This window comes from Bacillus cereus group sp. BfR-BA-01383 (genome assembly GCF_022663495.1).
GTDB lineage: Bacteria > Bacillota > Bacilli > Bacillales > Bacillaceae_G > Bacillus_A > Bacillus_A cereus_AU.
On sequence record NZ_JAKUFP010000041.1, the window covers coordinates 1 to 18,607 of the forward strand.

Sequence of the window (18,607 nt, forward strand, 5' to 3'; positions counted from 1 at the left end):
GCCTACTTTTATAACATCTATAAAAGATAATAAAAAACTACGTGGAAAGACCGCATTTTGTATAAAAATATACGTTAAGTTGATGGATGTGGGAGTCGATAAAACTTATATGTATCAAAGCTCTCAAGTTATTATCCTCATTGAGAACTACTTCAATTAGAGTTTCTTACGGAAAATACTAAAGGAGTTATATTCATTGGTCAAGTCCTTTTTGCAACAACCTCCACAGGTGTGGCTTTTGAGTTGGTACTCTCAAGGGAGATATTGTAAATGATTATTAACTAATAGATTCACTGAGACAGCAAACTAACAAGGTGTACTATTCAGACAAAACTTGTGAGCTAGTATTCGACAAAAGTAGGAGACTAAAATAGGTGCCGTCTCAGGTGGTATTGATAGGGGAGGAATTGGGAATAAATAGAATAACTATTTATGAAAACTAAGAGGAGGAATATAAAATGTTTAAGTGGTTTAAGAAGTGGGAGAAGTGGGTTAACGGGCACGATAATCTAGATCAGGCTGCTATTGAGTTTTATATCGGTGACGATAGAGTCGTTCTCATAGGTGCTGATGCAATGAACTTTGTAGCTAACTTTAATAAGAAATACCAAACTCTATATGTTGAAAATAAATTAACTGGAACGAATATACGATTTAGGGTGTCTCATGCGGGTACCTACAAGAGAACAACTTATAGAGTAGCAATTGGGAGGTAGGAAACTAATGGATATTATGGAGATAGTAATGAACAAGTGATTTGCTGGCTCGGTCGCCTTGTTAGTTGTAGCTATAGGGAGTTGGTTCTTCCTGTGGAGTGATGTACCTAAAAAGAAGTGAGGCATCCAGCTCAGGGGGAACGATAAAGTTTTACTCGATTGGTTACAACTACAGAGGTAGGACTGTTAAAGAATCCTACTAACTAGCAAAACCCCCACCTCGATGTGGTCACTTTTCAGTACATCAACATAGGAACTATAAAGGGTATAAAAACTATTGAGCTCTACCTGAGAAGGTGAAATTCCCTTGAAGAATACCCCCGTTAGGTACTAAGCATATTATTTCACCTCACCGACACAAACAAAAGAGGTAGAACTTTTATAGTCCTACCTTAGGGTATTTACATTATAAAGAGCCTTTGGGAGGATAAATTTTATAAAAATATTGAGCTGGCATTCTCTTAAGGTCATTTTTGACCCTATGAGAAAACTAGTTGGTAACTACTGGGGCCGATTTTATGATTGTATAGTTTCACTGTATGTCTGGTACCGACATACACACACCCGTATGCGTGTGATACGGAGCGCTGCCCCCGAGTCGGCTACCCACAGGGGACACACACGCAGTGTACTACAGAGGGAGGCCTAGATAAATAATATCACGTCTACAGTTGCCGCCTCGTGTAGGGTATTCTGAAGTGTCTGAGTAGTACTGTGTAGGATGCTATCTATAAGATATTGTCTATCTCGTGTAATACATGTAACCAAAAAAGTAACTTCCTATAACCTTAATTATGTAAATAAGCTGTCCATATGGGCAGCTTATTGTATTTTTTGCTTAGCGTGTTTTTTTAAAATGCTGGTGGTACTCCTATACAGTTACTCATAAATTTCGTACTGTGTAACTCAAAAGAGAAAGTTTAATTAAGTCAATGATAGCAAGAGATTCAGCGAAGGGGTCAGTTACACACAATATAAGATATGGGTAAGTGGAAGACATCTGATACAAGCTATGATTTTCTATTAATTTTTTCATTATTGTCCAGGCTAATAATGGATTGCTAGAATAGCATATATTGTCTTCTTCAATTTAAGGAAGATAATCTTATAAAATTTTAGGAGGAATATAATATGGAAGAAAACATACGAATAGTAGAACCAGTATTTGGGAATTTATGCCAGCGATTTTTTGATATTTTAGGAGGTACTGATCATTCAATTGATCCAGGACCTGTATGTACTGTAACTCGAACTAGAATATTTGATGCAACAGTTTTAGGAAGAAAATCAAATTCACCTTTGGTTAATTATCAATTTTTTTCGTTTGAATCTCTTGATGAATCAGGAAATGCACTTTGTTTAGGTGAAACTGCAGCTTTTGAAAATCAGGTTGAACAACTCCTTTCTAATCTTCGTGATCGCGGTATTACCGTATCAGGTTTGCATAATCACTGGATAGATGAAAATCCCCGTTTATTTTATATTCACTGGGAATCAATAGATGATCCTATTGCATTTGCGAGAAAAACAAGAGAAGCTATTGATTTCTTAGGTCCAGTATTACCACCAGATTTACCACCACCTGTAGTATCTCCAGAATTTCAAGAATTATGTGATGCATTTACTACAATGTTAGGTGGTGAAGGTGAAATTGAATCAGGGCCCGTATGTTTTGTTATGCGACCTTTAAATTTTGAAGCAACTATCTTAGGAAGAACTACAAATTCACCTCTAGTGCATCATCAACTCTTTTCGTTTGAGTCCCTTGATTCATCGGAAGTTGCACTTTGTTTAGGTGAAACTGCAACGAATCAAGAGCAAACCAATCAATTGATTTCAAATCTTCGTAAAGTTGGTTTTATAGTTTCAGCATTTCACAATCACTGGTTGGAAGATGATCCTCATTTAATATATGTTCACTGGGAAGCGATAGATGATCCTCTTGCATTTGCGAGAAAATCGAAAAATGCGATTGCGTTTTTAGGTTAGTTTTAATAAGGGTTATTAATGAAAAGACCTTGCTATTTTATAATAATTGGCAGAGTCGTGACCGCTTTTTGGCAGTAAATGTGCCGGTTGTTTTGGAATCAACGTGATATATTTGTATTGTGAGCAGTGGCGGAAAACATTGCTCACAAAATTCCTTATAGCTGAAAATGGATCGTCATAACCGGTGGCGATGGTTGCAGGTTGGATGAACGGTTGTATCTTGATTTTACATCCGATTGCAGTTCACGTTGTGTATACGGAGAAGGGCTTTTGCTCTTCTTCCAGTTACTTAATATTATTGGATCAGAAAAATGTAAACAACATTAGGTGATTGGAAGAAGAAAAAAACTGCATTTACCGTAATTGAAGTACAAATTAATACTCATCGAAAAAGCATCCGTCTGGTTGCTTTTTATTTTGGAATTCAAAAGGTGATGTAAGTAATGGATGAAATGTTACAAAACATCAAATTGAAAAAGAAACTCGAACTTTCATCTGATTTATCCAAAGAAAATCAAGAATTAAAGGAATTGGTAAAAGTATTATCTCAAACTTTGGAAGAGTTAAAAGCTAGAGTTGATATGTTACGTGAACAGGTAAGTGCGGATAATATATTAGGAACTCTGGTTCTGGTGCAAAAAATACTCGATAGAAACATAGAGTGTCAAATTCCTTTAAATTGCTAGCTTATGAAGCTAGTCTAAACAACTTATGAATAAATTGTTTTTGATTTTGGACAGACTTTTCCCTTTGGAGAGTCTGTCCTTTTTTAATCATGTGCATAGCCTCTATCCCCGCAATAATTCGTTTAGCAGTTCGCAAGGACTTTAACCCAAGCATCGGGCGAATTCGTTTTTTAATGAAGCGATGATCCTGCTCTACGATATTGTTAAGATATTTCACTTGTCTTAGTTGGATGCCTTCAGGCATCTGCTTTTCTTCTTTTAACTCTTGGATAGCTATGGGATAAGCTGGGTTCTTGTCTACGGTTATTACACGAGGCTTAGAAACGTGCGAAAAAGCCAAGGCTTTCTTAAAAAAGCACTTGGCTGCTTGTTTATCCCTTGATTCACTTAGATAAAAATCAATGGTATTCCCTTCTGAATCAACGGCACGATACAGATACAGCCATTGACCTTTGACTTTCACATAGGTTTCATCGACTCTCCAGGAATCATTGGTTGACTGAAGATGACGCCGTACTCGTTCATCTAATTCAGGTCCATATTGATGTACCCAACGCATGATGGTTGTATGAGTAATAGATAGTCCGCGTTCTTCCATCATTTCCACCAAATCACGAAAACTGAGGCTGTACCGTAGGTACCATCTCACGGTTAATAAAATAATATTAGGCTGATAATGTTTCCATTTGAATTCTACTGTTTTTTTCATACCGATACACGTCCTTTTTAGTTTAGTAGTATCAGTATGTCCAAGTTTACTAGTTTTCTTGCACCAGAACCCCATATAAAATCATTGTTTTGTGTCAAAAGTGATTTCTATTCTAAAGAGTCTCTCAGGAAATTTTAACGGGTTTCTTAAATGCAATTCTAGAGGAATCTTTAGATGCACCTATTATATCACTACAACTAGATGATCCACATCTCCATAAATCTTATGAAGATGATAAGTTATCGATTTTAGATCTATTAGCAACGTTAGATAATGGGACGCAAGTAAATATCGAAATTCAGCTTCGAAATACACATGATATGGTGAAGCGATCTTTATATTATTGGAGTAAACTTTATACATCTCAAATGCAAGAAGGAATACCATATCGTTCACTTCGGAAAACAATTACCATTAACTTATTAGACTTTATTTTGTTTTCTCAGGATGATGCATTTCATACCATCGGACAATTATGGAATACAAAAATGCAGCAACTATTAAGTGACGACATTGAAATCCATTTTGTAGAGATACCGAAATTGGTAAAACAATGGCGTGAAGAAAAAATAAACCCGTGGGAAAATACATTTGTTCGTTGGATGTTATTATTACCAGCACATGAAGATGAACATTTAACTCAAACATTGGAGGAGATTGCGATGAATCAAGATCCAATTTTACAAAAGGCAATAAATAAATGGGAAAATATGAGCCATGATTCTTCTTTCCGAATAGCATATGAAGATCGAGAGAAATTACTTTTAGATGAACAAGCTAAGCTAGCACATGCAGAACAAGAGGGTATGGAAAAAGGCATTGAGCAAGGTAAGATGCAAATGATTCGAGGGATGCATGAAATTGGTGTACCGGTTGAAACTATTGCAAAAGCAAGTAAGTTAAGTGTGGAGGAAATAGAACGTATCTTGAAATTAAAGTAAATATATATGAACATACAGAACTCATGAATAGAATCCAAATTTGAATTCTATTCATGAGCAAACATATAGAAGAAAGTAGACGCTCATTATCGTAGTACGTCTAATCAAAAAGCACTGCTGAAGATTTTGGCAGTGCTTTTTCTAAATCAACTTTTTGATATTTTTTATTCTTAAAAGGGGGATTACCAAATGAGGCCTATTGTTTAAGTGAGCAAGATGGACACTGGGAAGTATATTATAGTGAGTGGAGAGTAAAAAGCAGTTTGAAGACATTTAGTTCTGAATCAGAAGCATGTGAATATTTCTATGAGAATCTAATTGAAATGCTAAAAGGGGTTCTGTTGCAAGGTTTTCTAAATGAGACTACACTCTAGAAAAAAGAGTAAGGAGAATCACAAATGCGATAGTTTAAAAGAAAACAGGTGAAAAAAGATATTATTTTGGTAGCCGTGGGCTACTACTGTCGTTTTTCTTTAAGCTATAGTGATGTATCTGAACTTTTAAGCGAGCGTGGAATACCGATTCATCCAACAACGATTATACGTTGGGTTCATCGATATGGATCGGAGCTAGATAAACGCGTTTGTCGTCATTTGAAGAAAACAAATGACTCCTGGCGTGTAGATGAAACATATATCAAAGTGAAAGGAAAATGGATGTACTTGTATCTTGCTGTGGATTCCGGAGGAAACACCGTTGATTTTTACTTAAGTAAAAATAGAAAAGCGAAATCAGCTAAACGTTTCTTCAAAAAAGCCTTAGCTTCTTGTCATACCTCAAAACCTCGTGTCCTCAAAGTTGATAAAAACCTAGCCTATCCAAAAGCCGTGAAACAATCACAAAAAGCAGGAGACCTACCAGAAGGAATCAAGTTACGACAGATGAAATATCTAAACAACATTGTCGAACAAGACCATCGATTTATCAAAAAACGGGTCCGATATATGCTAGGATTTCAAGATTTTCACACAGTAATCAAAACACTTGCTGAAATAGAAGCTATGCATATGATTAGAAAATGGCACACTTTCCATGGGGAAAAGTCTGTCCAAAAGCAGATACGTCTGATTAATATTTTCTTTGGTCTTACCGCATAAATAGTCATTCTTTTTGCTCTCCATTATCTTTTTGCACCAGAACCTTTTTCAGTGATGGTTAATCGAGTATACATTGTTATTTTAGCTAAATTTGAAAGATGCTACGATATTTGTATTATGCCCATCATAAGATTCCATATTTAAGAATACCTTTTTTTGCATGTAGTGTTGTAAAAAAAGGTATGGGCATATAACTAAAATTCAATAGTTTTCGCACTTTTAACACGAGCGAACCATTGACCTAGTATATCGTTATGATGCTTAATAATTTGAGATGCCGATAATAATGTGGAATCATATGTACTATGTCCATCTTCCACAAGAGTAACATCATATCCTAAGCTGAATGCACGTCGGCATGTTGCATCTATACATATCTCTGACTGAATTCCAGTAATGACGATATGTTTAATATTCTTTTTATTTAGCTCTTGTTGAAGATTTGTTTTATGAAATGAATCAGGGTGTTTCTTCTCAAGAACGGTATCTTGTGCTGATGGAGTTATAGATTCATGAATTTTCCACCCAGGAGTTCCCCGTTCTAGTAATGAACCTGGTTCCCCGTTAAACTTCATATAAAAAATGGGTGCTTGAACAGAACAAGCTTTAGAATTTAATAGTTGAATGGTTTTTAATAATTCCGTTTCTTTATATAATATTTTTTTCTCCCTAAATGAACCTATCTGTACATCAATAATAAGTAATGCTGTACAGTTTTTTATCATAAACATCCTCCTTACATTTCGTTTGAAAATACAGTAATGAAATATATATGAATTAGCAAACATACATTTTTAGTATATCCAAAATGTATAGAGAGTATTGTAGTGAATTATGGGTTCTGTTGCAAAGTTTTCTAAATGAGACTACATTCTAGAAAAAAGAGTAAGGAGAATCACAAATGCGATATTTTAAAGAGAAACAGTTCAGGAAGATATTATTTTGGTAGCCGTGGGCTACTACTGTCGTTTTTTTTAAGTTATCGTGATGTATCTGAACTTTTGAGAGAGCGTGGAATATCGATTTATCCAACACCGATTATGCGTTGGGTTCATGAATATGGGAATTTAATCTATCAAATTTGGAAGACGAATAACAACAAGGTACAATCGTCGTGGAAATTAGATGAGACGTATATAAAAGTAAAAGAAAAATGGTGTTATTTATATCGTACGGTCGATAAAGATGGATACACATGGGATATTCAATTTCGAAAAACACGAGATCATCAGGCGGCATATGTCTTTATGAAAAGATTAGTAAAAACGTTTGGAGAACTAACAGTTTTTAGTGCAGATAAGGCACCCGCATTACTTTGTACGTTCAAGAAATTAAAGGAAAAGGATTATGTAAACACACGAATCATTACATAATCAAATATTTAAACAATCTTATAGAACAGGAGCATCGGCATGTGAAGTGTTGTTTTTCTAAGTCCGCAGGATTTCAAAATATTCGTTATGCTTCACGTAAGATAAAAGGAATCGAAACCGTTCATGCTCTATATAAACAAAGGCGAAGACATCAAACAGACTCCGCCTTTTCGGTGTATTACGAATTGCAACAATTACTAAAAGCTCCTTATCTTTCTTATTCAAATGTTCCCTTCACTATCGGAATTTTATTTTCTACCATAAACTTGCCTTTTGCGATGACGCTGTGAACGTCCAACGTTTCTTTTTCCAACAATACGATGTCAGCATCCTTCCCGGTTTGGATACAGCCCTTACTTGAAAGCTTCAGCAATTGTGCGGGATTCGTGGTAATGACTTCCAGTGCCGTTTCTAACGGAATACCTTCCACTAAAACAGATTCTCGTACTTCGTGAAATAGCGAAGATACTTTTCCGACTTGAAGGCCTGCATACTCCCCGTTGTTGTCAAAGAAGGGGAGACTGGCCTGTCCATCTGAGGAGAAGGTGATGTGTCCGACTGGGACCCCATCTTCAAGCATTATACGTAATGCCTCACTGCATTTCACTTCCCCGTCCTCCAAAAATTGAGGAGTAGTACTTGTGGTAAAGTCTACGTAACCGCCTCGCTTTGCGTAATCAATACCCGCCCTGAATAATTCTTCGTTTCGGTTTATATGTGTTGGATGGAAGTGCCGAATCGGAATGTTGGTTTTATCTGCAATTTCATGCAATAATGAAAGTTTTCCCTCTCCGTCCCCTACATGAACTTCTAATATGCCAGCTTTTCCTGACAGAATACCGCCATTGCGTGCGGCAGTGGCGATTTTAACTATTTCCTCAAATGTAGGTTCTGATGATCTATGGTCGGAGATAGCAATCTCTCCAACACCGATAATTTTGTCAATTAAAATAATATCATCTTCGATTTTTCCCGTCAGCGTTTTTACTGGCACTTGATAGGAGCCTGTGTGAATGAAACAAGAAACTCCCTCTTCTTCAAGTGCCCGCGCCTTGGCAAGCAGACTTTCCATTTTACGTGTTGTCCCGTCAGTACCGAGTAAACCGACTAGTGTTGTAATACCTGCAGTTGTAATATCAGTGAGCATCAGCTCAGGTGTGCGGGTTTTGAATCCACCTTCTCCGCCTCCACCAATAATATGAACGTGTGAATCGATAAATCCTGGAACAACCAAAAGATTTGCCGCATCAATGACTAGAATAGGAGCAAAGTTGTTAGGAATTGCGATTCTATCATCTATGAATGCGATTTTATCATCTGCAATTAATATGTCTTTCCGTCCTAGGTAGTTGGGTGCATATACTTCTCCATTTTTTATTAAGGTAATCAATTCTTTTTTCCTCCTGTCATTACTTTTCGTTTTATATCAGAATGGACCATATCCTATGAAGTGAGCTATGATAACAGCTACTAATCCGATGAGATAGTGAATGAACACAAGTGGCAGAATCCACTTTGCCCACTTTGTCCAAGAAATTCCTGCAATCGCCAAGCCTGCCATTAAGGTCGTAGCGGTCGGAAAAATCATATTTCCGATTCCATCAGCAAAAGAGAAAGATAACACTGCAGTTTGGCGTGTAATACCCAATAAGTCTGCAAGTGGCACCATAATCGGCATTGTCAGCATCGCATGACCAGTGCCAGATGCTAGAACAAAATGAATAAGAGCTTGGAAATTGTACATACCAACAACGCTTAAATAGTCCGGAATATGCTTGATTGATACAGATAATTGATGCAGCATAGGGTCAACGATATGTCCCTCATTCAATACAACAAGAATGGCGCGCGATACACCAATAATCAAAGCACCGCCGAGCAAGGATGCAGAGCCGTTTATAAAGGAGTTAACAATCTGATCTGCAGATAGTTTGCCGATGATTCCAATTATTATTGTCAATAAAAGGAACAAAGATGTAATTTCTGTAATGTACCATTGGAATTTGATTACACCAAACGCCAAAACGATATAATTAATTACAAAAGCTCCTAAGATGAACTTATGTCTTGTTGTTAACTTCCCACTTGATTGCAGTAACTTTTTCGCGTCTTCTTTTGTATACTTTCCGTAGATTCCTATAGAAGGATTTTTCTTTACCTTCATTGCGTAACGATAGATATAAAGAACTGAAACAAGGTAGATGATAACAAATAAAATAAGGCGAAACAATATGCCTGAGAACATCGGTAATTCTGCGATTCCTTGAGCAAGTCCTACTGTGAAAGGATTCATGATGGCAGTTGTAAAGCCTGACAATGCTCCTACTATGACGATAGCAGTTCCTGTAATTGCATCAAATCCCAGAGCCAGCGCCAGAGGAATGATAAGAGGAAGGTAAGCCAGAGTTTCTTCCGCCATCCCCATTAAAGAACCACCTACAGCGAAAAACAGCGTCACGGCAGGAATCAATAGTTTTTCACGCGTCGCCAACTTCCTAGCCAATGTAGCGATAAGCATATCAACCGTACCTGTTGCTCGTAAGACACCAAAAAACCCTCCGATAATCAACAAGAAAAATATAATATTGCCGGCTTCTACCATTCCCGTATGAACAGCTTTTATCATATCGAAAAATCCGACCGGGGTTGATGCTATCGATTTAAAAGAATTTGGGTCTACAGTTGTCCGGTCATTTACTTCAATCCGTGCATATTCTCCGGTCGGCAAAAAATAAGTTAATAGGGTCGCTATTACGAGAATGCCGAACAGCAATACAAAAACATTAATTTTTTTCTCTTTTTTTCCAAGCGAAACAGTCTGTTCGTGTAGTTGGCTCATATGTGTTCCTCCTTTGTATTTAAAATAAATGGGTTGAAATAGAATGCTTACCAAAGTGCCGCCAATAGACTATGTTCTCTTTCGCGTATTCTGCTGTTTACCTCCTTTTCATAACCTCGGACACTTCATCGATTTATATATGCAATATCTGTGCCAGTATTAATATATTGATTTTTAAGGGGATTTTTATGGTAAGATTCGAGTTTTTGGTTTTTATTGTTCTTTTTTGGCGATATAATAGAACCAATTTAAACGTAGGCAGGTGTTTTAATGTCAAAATTTTCACTTACACTCATAGCTGGAAGCTCAAAAACAAAGCAAGCCTTACAGGAGCAACTGGAACAATTGCTTGGAGACTATGTTCATATTAAAAGCTATGCTGCGGATGAGGGAATACCGCAGTCCCTTGAAGATACAATTATCTTGTATTCATCAGCTTCTGTTTATGATCAAACAAATGATATGTATACCGTGAATGCTGAGGAAATAATTGTGGGAAAGAGAACAGTTCATCATGAATATATTGATAAACTTTTAAGAATACCTGAAGATTCATCAGTTCTGGTGGTGAATGATAATGATGATGCAACTATAAATCTTATTGAATCCTTATATCAACTTGGTATCGATCATATTCAATTTATCCCTTTTCGGAAGGGGGTATTGTTTTATGATGATGTTCGAATTGCCGTTTCGCCAGGAGAAACACATCTGTGCCCTTCTTACATAAAAGAAGTAATCGATATAGGCGTACGTCTTTTTGATATGACAACAATCCTGGAGGTTGTAGAATGTTGCGGTTTGAACAAGGATATATCCTCGAAGGTTTCAGAAAGGTATATTAGCAATATCATTGAATTACAACGTAAGCTATTACATGCAGAGCGGGGTGCTAAGCAGATGAGCGAGCATATCCAAAATGTGTTGGGAACTGTCGATGATGGAATATTGGTCGTTAACCAGGAAGGACGGATTACGGTAATCAATGAACGTCTTACGGCATTGTTTCATATTGTGGCACAAGATGTGGTTAATGAGTATATAGAACATGTGATGAGTCGTCGGGATATTACCGATTTCATCATGAATGGAAAGGATGAAAGCAAGTTCTTCAACATAGATGGCGTGGATGTCGTAATTTTTCGATTGCAAATGGTGCAAGAAAATACAATTGTCGCAACTTTTAAGAGTGTACATCAAGCCTTTGAAATTGAAAAAACAGCGCAAAGAGAAATGCGTAATAAAGGATTTCATACTAAATACGGATTTCAGGATATTATCGGCGAACATACTGTAATGAAAGAGCGTAAGCGAATCGCCAAGAAACTTGCCTTATCAGAACATCCAATTTTAATTCGGGGTGATACAGGAACAGGAAAAGAACTGTTTGCCCATGCTATTCATGAGCATTCATTGCGAAAAAACGGACCGTTTCTGGCTGTAAACTGTAGCGCATTAACAGAGAACCTGCTTGAAAGTGAATTGTTCGGTTACGAAGAAGGGACATTTACAGGAGCACAAAAGGGCGGCAAGAAAGGTCTGTTTGAATTAGCGGATAACGGAACTATCTTTTTGGATGAAATCGGCGACATAAGTCTTACAGTTCAATCACATCTGCTACGCGTTCTGCAGGAGGGAGAAATCCGCAGAATCGGCGGTGTAAGAATTATACCTGTTAATGTACGGGTGATTACCGCAACAAATAAAGATCTTCAGGGAAAGATACTGGCTGGTTCATTCAAAGCCGATTTATTTTACCGGCTGAATGTACTTAATCTCTGCATTCCACCACTCATTGAGAGAAGAGCTGATATACCAATTTTAATTAAGCATTTCATTACAAAGAGTGGAAAATGGGTAAAGATAGAACAAGATGTACTGGAGTATTTTATGCAATATGAATGGCCTGGAAATATACGAGAACTAAAAAGCACAATTGATTATATGCTGACAATTTGCGAGGGAAATGTCGTGACGAAAGGAGATCTTCCGTCCATGATGGGACAAGAGGGAGGTAGCGTGACATCCGAATATTCCATATGTGGAAGTATACTGGAAATGAAGGAGCATGTTTTTATCTTGGAAGTAATTAAGCAATGCAACGAAAAAGGAAAAGCGGCAAGCAGAGATCTGCTTTCAAGTAAAAGCAAAGAATCAGACTTTATTTTATCTCCTCAGCAAATTCGCCGCCGCCTGGATATTTTAGAAAGTGAAGGATTCGTCGTAAAAGGCAGAGGACGGGCAGGTACAAAAATTACTGATGCAGGAATAGAGTATTTGTATTTTCTTAAATCAAAGTCTGCTGTGTATTGCTAAAGAAATCATTCCTATATTTTGATTGTGAATGGAAATGATATAATTAGCCATTACTAAAAGCGATAATACGAACATTTGAACTTTTTTATAGCCGTATAACAAAAAAGCGCTATTCTTTCTGTAGAATCAAAGGAAAGGATGGCGGTTTTTTAGGTACTGGGCCATAAAAGATGGTTGATGTTAAGCCATCTTTTATTTTTTATTATGAAAATTAAATTTGAAATCATAATTTTCTATCCTAAATAAAAAATAAGCTTAGTTTTTTTTATTTAGCTGTAGAGATAAATAAATTTCACGTACCGTATTTTATATTACTAAGAAAAATTCAGTAATACTGGGATTTTAAGTGATTCAATTATCTTTATTCCCCATAATGGACAGAAAGGTAAAAAGGAAGCAGTTAGCACCTTAAAGTTGTGAGACTTGTATGATGAGCCCTATATTATATTTATATATGTTATGAAGCCTATATCTAAAAAGGAGTGATTTTAATATGTACAAACTTAAAACAAAAGAAACAAACAATAGTGTAATTGAATTTATTGAAAGTGTTGAAAATCTTAAAAAACGAGAAAACGCTTATCAATTATTAGATATATTTACTGAAACAACAGGCTATACAGCAAAAATGTGGGGACCAAGCATTATCGGCTTTGGAACATACCATTATAAGTATGCATCTGGTCATGAGGGAGATGCTCCATTAGTAGGCTTTTCCCCAAGAAAGGCTAAAATTAGTTTGTATTTTGCAGCTGGTGATCCTAAGCGAGAGGAACTATTAAAAAACTTTGGAAAATACACCTCTGGAAAATCATGCATTTATATTAATAAAATAGCAGATATTGATAGTAATGTTCTAAAAGCGCTAATCAAACAATTTGTAAGTTTTTTGAAGGAATCATATTAAAATCATTAATGAAATTTATAGAATCACATTGAATATTTTCCTAGAATGCCCCTTCATACTCAGCATCGTGTCCGTATTCCTTTAGGCGCAGGTATCAATATAAGGAGACGATAAAAACGTTATGTTAACAATGTGAGGTGTCATGAACTTTTAATATATTATTTTGATTGAATAAAGTGACACTAGAGTAAATGATTAGAAACGCCAAATTAGAGAATTGAAAAATTTCCATATATTTATATGAGGGGAAGCACCCATGCCCATCAAGCTAAAATGAACGGAGTTAACCCAAAACAATAAAAACGAGTGAGATACACAAAATGTTCGTTCTAGGGCATTATGAAATCTTAACTTGATGACGATGGGGTCCCCTTATGTTTGTGAATTTATTCTTAGTTATATTCGCATATTCATCTTTTTTTAAATGTATTTACTATAGAGGGTAGGTATTATAAACTAGCCTAGGCAGTAACGAATACGTCTTTTAAATTTCTGAAAGTTAAAGTTTAAGAGATTCATATGTAATTTCTTTTTAAGAAGATTTTGGGAGGAGAATTCTTTTTTTATGAAGCATCGAGTAGTAGCAGCAGGTATTTTAGCAGTAAATTTATTAACATATCCAATTAGTGGGTTAGCTCAAACAAATACATTTCCAGATGTACCTGATTGGGCAAAAGAATCAGTTAATTATTTAGTTGATAAACAGGTAATTAGCGGAATGCCAGATGGTACATTTGCACCAGATGGTACATTAACACGTGCTCAAGCGGCAACAATCATGACAAAAGTTTTAGGTTTACAAGTTAATGAAAATGCGAAACCATCTTTTAAAGATGCACAGAATCATTGGGCAACTCCGTATATCGCAGCTGCTGAAAAAGCAGGGTTCATTGCAGGAGAAGGAAACGGTATATTTAATCCGGATGGACAAGTCACTCGTGCCGCTATGGCAGCTATGCTTGTGAATACATATAAATTGGATCAAGACGTTAGCGGAACGTTAACTACGAAATTTGCAGACTTAAAAGGCCATTGGGGTGAAAAGTTCGCTGATATTTTAGTAGAATTAAATATCTCTGTCGGTACAGATAATGGTTGGAAACCGGATACCCCTATAAAACGTGTAGAAGCAGCACAGCTTACTGCCAAAACTGATATGTTGAAAAATGGCGGTCAACAGCAAACGAAAAAAATGTATATAGATAGAAAGTTCATAACATATCATCAGCCATCACTATCATCAGGTATTACATCAAATCAACATGAACCTCAAACCGTTACCATAAAAGAGGAGCGAGATGGCTGGATTAAAATTGTAACGGATCAAGGAGATAAATGGACGCCATTAATAGAGAAAACAGAGTATATTGATAAAACCTTTACTACATATCAAGAAGCATCACATTCTTCTAAAGTGACGGGAAAATATGCTCCGCAAACCGTAACAGTCATTGAAGAAAATGGAAGCTGGATTCGTATCCGTACAGGTGCTGGTTTCCAATGGCTTGATAAAAATCAATTAAATCAAGCAAACTTCTTAGAAGGAAAAGCAATTATTATTGATCCAGGTCATGGCGGTGTGGATCCAGGACACGAAGGCGTAGACATGGATGAAAGTAAAATTGTATTAGACACATCCTTACGCGTACAGAAATTATTTGAACAAAAAACACCATTTACTGTATTGCTAACACATGATACTGACATAAGACCAGGAACAGATGCAAAAGATTCTCTAAAAAAACGAGTAGAATTTGCGCAAGCGAATAACGGGGATATCTTTGTAAGTATTCATGGAAATGGTTTTGACGGAACTGCTCAAGGTACAGAAACATACTATTACAGATCTGCAACGAGCCAAACAAACCCACATGTAGATGAAAGTCGTATGCTAGCAGAAAAAATTCAAAATCGTCTTGTGGATGCACTTGGAACACGTAACAGAGGCGTAAAAGATGGCGACTTATATGTCGTTCGAGAAAACACAATGCCCGCTGTATTAACAGAACTAGGATTCGTTGACAACAGGATAGAGGGTGAAAAACTATCCTCTCCAGAATGGAGACAACGCTCTGCAGAAGCGATTTACGCTGGTATCTTAGACTATTATGAGTGGAAAGGTAATGACGTTTCTTCTTATCGTTAATAATAGATTTATAGAATAGAAATGAGAAAGAGGTTGCCTGAAAGTGGGCAACCTCTTTTTGTTTAGGGAATATTAACGGGAAGGCGATATATTTGATTGAAACAGTAGAACATGGGGTAGTGACAGGGTTACTGTTATAGACGGGGTACCGCCCCACATCCCCATCAAGCTAATATTTTGGAGTACCCCCATAATGAAAATTCTATTCATTATTAACTACTGATAACGAGAATTATGTGAAATATGCCCTTTTTATAAAAACTATTAAGTTAGGATTTTTATTTTTGGATATATTATACCATTTATTTAATGGTATAATATGGTTTGTATTCTATGGACTGGAGTTGAATGAGTGAGTATTATAAATACAAAAGGTAAATTTAAAAAAACAAAAAGAAAAGTATTAATAACTATACTTACTATGTTAGTAATTATAATTGGATTTGGATATTGGAAATTTTTTAGTTTGCAAGGTGTTCCAAAAGGTGAATTAATTCGAACAGTGGAATCTCCAGATGGAAAATATCTCATTAAGACTTATTTTCATAATGCAGGATCATTAAGTGCGGATGCTGTTAGGGGTGAATTAGTTAACCTTGATACAGATTCAGAGAAAAATATATATTGGAACTATCCAGATACGGATCCATATATTGAATGGGTAAATAAGAATATTGTTAGAATTGGAGATCAAACTTTAGATATTTCACAGAAAGAAACCTATGATTGGCGTGATGATGATAAGCACGTTAAAGAAATGCCTAAACAATTTATTAGATAAAACAAGAAAAATTAAATTTATTCAATCTTATTTGTTTAACTATAGATAGGATTATATGAGTGAAAAGTCCCTTTAGAAGATCTAAAGGGACTTTTTTTTGGTTTCTAGATACGACTACTGATAATTGGTGTTATATTAAGGAGTCTCGCCACATCGTCATCAAGCTTAGAAATTGATGGTTCCCAAAAACGAAAAAACGAGCTAACTTCTCATAGATAACTGTGGAGAGTTAATAATTTTGTTTTGTGAGTCCTTCAAAATATTGACAACATGGAGATGGTGTTATTTATTGTTTAAGCTGATGACTCTAAGATACCAGTTTAGTTGACCTGATAGCGATGTATGCGTGCTCCTAAAAAATTTACCTTTGGCATCAGGGAAATTAAATAGGGTGATAATTATTACAAGTAAATTAGGTTTCTTGTGAATTTTAAATTAAAGGTCTTATCCAAAGTTGAGAAAAATCCACATATCCAAAATATTTCATCTTAATATTCGTTAAATCTGATGAAAAAGGAATTTGACGTGTATCATAGTATAAGGGAATCATAATAGAGGATTCTATCAGTTCTTTTTCAAGATTCTTATTTAATGAAGCCCATTCCTCAAAATGTGTATGTTTGTATTTAGAAAGGTGTTTTCTTAGTGATTTATTTGTTTTTAAAACCTTAGCCAATGGTGAATATCTAGCTGTTAAAAAATAATAAAATGATATCTCTTGATTCATCTCGAATACTTCACCATGAATAAAGAGATCGACTTGTTCATTAAGTTTTTCATCCCTAAGATAGTTTTCAAATGGAACCCATTTAACTTGAAAAGGTATTTTTTCTTTTTCTAAGATATTCATTAACCATTTTGTTGTCGCTTCTGTATACTGAGTAGCTTTTATAATAAGTGGTTCTTTAAATTCGGGACGTTTTCTTTTCGGAATATTGACTTGATGATCTATGTCTTTCAAACAGCTTTTAATATTTGGGATTTTTTGAGAATCATATTCATGAATATGATTCATATTGTTAGCGATAATAGAATGTAAGTAATTACGAACATTTATGTGTTGAATTGAGGAATTACGCCAAGCATTCATAATTATAACACCGAAACCTGAATTCCTTTCTACTTGAAAGGTAGAATTACATTTATGGTGTTTGGAAGATTGATAAATAGTATCAAATTCTAGAGGGACCTGAATGAATTCTACTGTATCTAGCAAAGGTCTTTCTTGAAAATAATCATGAAATGCTATCAATGATGTTTTCTCCAGGTTATTCTCTCCTATATAAAAACCACCGGTTCCTATGATTTGGCCGTTATTTTCTTTATAAATGCTTGTATTTATCATGCATAACATTTGTAAACAATAACTACAACTATCTGGATAATGTATATCAATAATTAATGGTGATACAATCTCTATTTTTTCTATGGGTGCCCATAAGTCTTTATAGTATTTATGACTACGTAGTTTTGAGAGACATAGTTTCACGTCAGCCGCTGTTAAGATGGATCCATCATGAAATTTTATAGACTTTTTTAAATATAGTCTAAGCTTAGATTGAGTTAAATCCCAACTGTGAACTATTTCAGGGAATATGTTCCCCTTTTCATCCATATAAACAAGTCGATTGAAAACGTTCGCGACAATATGTGCACTATGTACATCGGTAGCCTCGAGCGGGTGTGTTGTTAAAAAGGGCTTTCTTCTAGGAATAATTAATTTATCATCCGAATTATGTATATAGCCAAATTTTGAATGAAACTTAGTCATCAAGCGTAGTTTACTGTTTGGAGACCAATTATATAGTAAATATTTACTACTTTTTTCAACAGGTTGTTGATCCATAAATTCCATTACTTGCGACTCATAGATTTGTTCTATATTTTTCAACCATTGGAGAAAGGAGGAATTTCCTCTACCTTTTCCAGAAATGAAAGTCAGCCAACCTTCATCCATCCATTTATGTAAGTAACGTACTGTTTGCTTTGTACTTAAATTAAAAAAATCTGCTAGGTCTTGTATTTTTATATTTCCTGAAGAAAATGATTGCCATAGATTCAGTAAATTTTTATCCATTTTCCTATCTCCTTTTATAAGTGGACATGT

12 protein-coding genes and 4 pseudogenes are annotated in these 18,607 nt (G+C 35.6%); 11 read left to right on the forward strand and 5 right to left on the reverse strand.

Annotated features, from left to right (window positions below):
* The first annotated feature begins 458 nt into the window (after window positions 1–458).
* The 4 genes and pseudogenes from MR065_RS23660 (at window position 459) to MR065_RS23670 (ending at window position 3,391) form a co-directional block, all read left to right on the forward strand.
* Window positions 459–716, forward strand: coding sequence for a polyprotein (locus MR065_RS23660; RefSeq protein ID WP_242215271.1), 258 nt, complete (start codon window positions 459–461; stop codon window positions 714–716).
* A gap of 1,131 nt (window positions 717–1,847) precedes the next feature.
* A pseudogene (locus MR065_RS27630) lies at window positions 1,848–2,249 on the forward strand (DUF1259 domain-containing protein); the annotation flags it as partial.
* Window positions 2,250–2,345: 96 nt separating this feature from the next.
* Window positions 2,346–2,705, forward strand: coding sequence for a DUF1259 domain-containing protein (locus tag MR065_RS27635; protein WP_313895169.1), 360 nt, complete (start codon window positions 2,346–2,348; stop codon window positions 2,703–2,705).
* Between the two features lie 443 nt (window positions 2,706–3,148).
* Window positions 3,149–3,391 carry a hypothetical protein gene (locus MR065_RS23670; protein WP_242215273.1) on the forward strand — a complete coding sequence of 81 codons (243 nt, stop codon included), beginning with the start codon at window positions 3,149–3,151 and terminating at the stop codon, window positions 3,389–3,391.
* A gap of 1 nt (window position 3,392) precedes the next feature.
* Here MR065_RS23670 and MR065_RS23675 read toward each other — a convergent pair whose 3' ends face one another.
* Window positions 3,393–4,100: an IS6 family transposase gene (locus MR065_RS23675; protein WP_242215274.1), complete on the reverse strand. Its 708-nt coding sequence runs from the start codon at window positions 4,098–4,100 to the stop codon at window positions 3,393–3,395.
* Between the two features lie 122 nt (window positions 4,101–4,222).
* Between MR065_RS23675 and MR065_RS23680 the strand changes: the two are divergent.
* Both MR065_RS23680 and MR065_RS23685 read left to right on the forward strand, forming a co-directional pair.
* A pseudogene (locus tag MR065_RS23680) lies at window positions 4,223–5,041 on the forward strand (Rpn family recombination-promoting nuclease/putative transposase); the annotation flags it as partial.
* Window positions 5,042–5,448: 407 nt separating this feature from the next.
* Window positions 5,449–6,138: pseudogene (locus MR065_RS23685) on the forward strand (IS6 family transposase); the annotation flags it as partial.
* Between the two features lie 194 nt (window positions 6,139–6,332).
* On the opposite strand, the gene MR065_RS23690 reads toward MR065_RS23685, so the two are convergent.
* Window positions 6,333–6,863, reverse strand: a complete 531-nt coding sequence (locus MR065_RS23690; protein WP_242215276.1) for a cysteine hydrolase family protein — start codon at window positions 6,861–6,863, stop codon at window positions 6,333–6,335.
* Window positions 6,864–7,039: 176 nt separating this feature from the next.
* Between MR065_RS23690 and MR065_RS23695 the strand changes: the two are divergent.
* A pseudogene (locus MR065_RS23695) lies at window positions 7,040–7,711 on the forward strand (IS6 family transposase); the annotation flags it as partial.
* 17 nt (window positions 7,712–7,728) lie between these two features.
* Here MR065_RS23695 and iadA read toward each other — a convergent pair.
* Window positions 7,729–8,901 carry a beta-aspartyl-peptidase gene (gene iadA / locus MR065_RS23700; protein ID WP_242215277.1) on the reverse strand — a complete coding sequence of 391 codons (1,173 nt, stop codon included), beginning with the start codon at window positions 8,899–8,901 and terminating at the stop codon, window positions 7,729–7,731.
* A gap of 36 nt (window positions 8,902–8,937) precedes the next feature.
* A complete protein-coding gene (locus tag MR065_RS23705; RefSeq protein ID WP_242215278.1) occupies window positions 8,938–10,350 on the reverse strand; it encodes a YfcC family protein in 1,413 nt (470 codons plus the stop codon).
* Window positions 10,351–10,620: 270 nt separating this feature from the next.
* Here MR065_RS23705 and MR065_RS23710 point away from each other — a divergent pair, with 270 nt between their 5' ends.
* From MR065_RS23710 to MR065_RS23725, 4 genes are all read left to right on the forward strand, one after another.
* On the forward strand, window positions 10,621–12,666 hold the full coding sequence (locus MR065_RS23710) for a sigma 54-interacting transcriptional regulator (RefSeq protein WP_242215279.1): 2,046 nt from the start codon (window positions 10,621–10,623) through the stop codon (window positions 12,664–12,666).
* A gap of 493 nt (window positions 12,667–13,159) precedes the next feature.
* Window positions 13,160–13,573, forward strand: a complete 414-nt coding sequence (locus MR065_RS23715) for a DUF1801 domain-containing protein (protein WP_242215280.1) — start codon at window positions 13,160–13,162, stop codon at window positions 13,571–13,573.
* Between the two features lie 565 nt (window positions 13,574–14,138).
* A complete protein-coding gene (locus tag MR065_RS23720) occupies window positions 14,139–15,719 on the forward strand; it encodes an N-acetylmuramoyl-L-alanine amidase (protein WP_242215281.1) in 1,581 nt (526 codons plus the stop codon).
* A 352-nt stretch (window positions 15,720–16,071) separates the two neighbouring features.
* A complete protein-coding gene (locus MR065_RS23725) occupies window positions 16,072–16,500 on the forward strand; it encodes a DUF5412 domain-containing protein (protein WP_242215282.1) in 429 nt (142 codons plus the stop codon).
* 430 nt (window positions 16,501–16,930) lie between these two features.
* Here MR065_RS23725 and MR065_RS23730 read toward each other — a convergent pair whose 3' ends face one another.
* Complete coding sequence (locus MR065_RS23730) at window positions 16,931–18,577, reverse strand: ABC transporter substrate-binding protein (RefSeq protein ID WP_242215283.1); 1,647 nt, start codon at window positions 18,575–18,577, stop codon at window positions 16,931–16,933.
* Window positions 18,578–18,607 lie beyond the last annotated feature (30 nt).

Excerpts from the sequence above, each read along its gene's own strand:
- MR065_RS23660 (WP_242215271.1), top strand. The coding sequence starts at position 459 with ATGTTTAAGTGGTTTAAGAAGTGGGAGAAGTGGGTTAACGGGCACGAT.
- MR065_RS27635 (WP_313895169.1), top strand. The coding sequence starts at position 2,346 with ATGTTAGGTGGTGAAGGTGAAATTGAATCAGGGCCCGTATGTTTTGTT.
- MR065_RS23670 (WP_242215273.1), top strand. The coding sequence starts at position 3,149 with ATGGATGAAATGTTACAAAACATCAAATTGAAAAAGAAACTCGAACTT.
- MR065_RS23675 (WP_242215274.1), bottom strand. The coding sequence starts at position 4,100 with ATGAAAAAAACAGTAGAATTCAAATGGAAACATTATCAGCCTAATATT.
- MR065_RS23690 (WP_242215276.1), bottom strand. The coding sequence starts at position 6,863 with ATGATAAAAAACTGTACAGCATTACTTATTATTGATGTACAGATAGGT.
- MR065_RS23705 (WP_242215278.1), bottom strand. The coding sequence starts at position 10,350 with ATGAGCCAACTACACGAACAGACTGTTTCGCTTGGAAAAAAAGAGAAA.
- MR065_RS23710 (WP_242215279.1), top strand. The coding sequence starts at position 10,621 with ATGTCAAAATTTTCACTTACACTCATAGCTGGAAGCTCAAAAACAAAG.
- MR065_RS23715 (WP_242215280.1), top strand. The coding sequence starts at position 13,160 with ATGTACAAACTTAAAACAAAAGAAACAAACAATAGTGTAATTGAATTT.
- MR065_RS23720 (WP_242215281.1), top strand. The coding sequence starts at position 14,139 with ATGAAGCATCGAGTAGTAGCAGCAGGTATTTTAGCAGTAAATTTATTA.
- MR065_RS23730 (WP_242215283.1), bottom strand. The coding sequence starts at position 18,577 with ATGGATAAAAATTTACTGAATCTATGGCAATCATTTTCTTCAGGAAAT.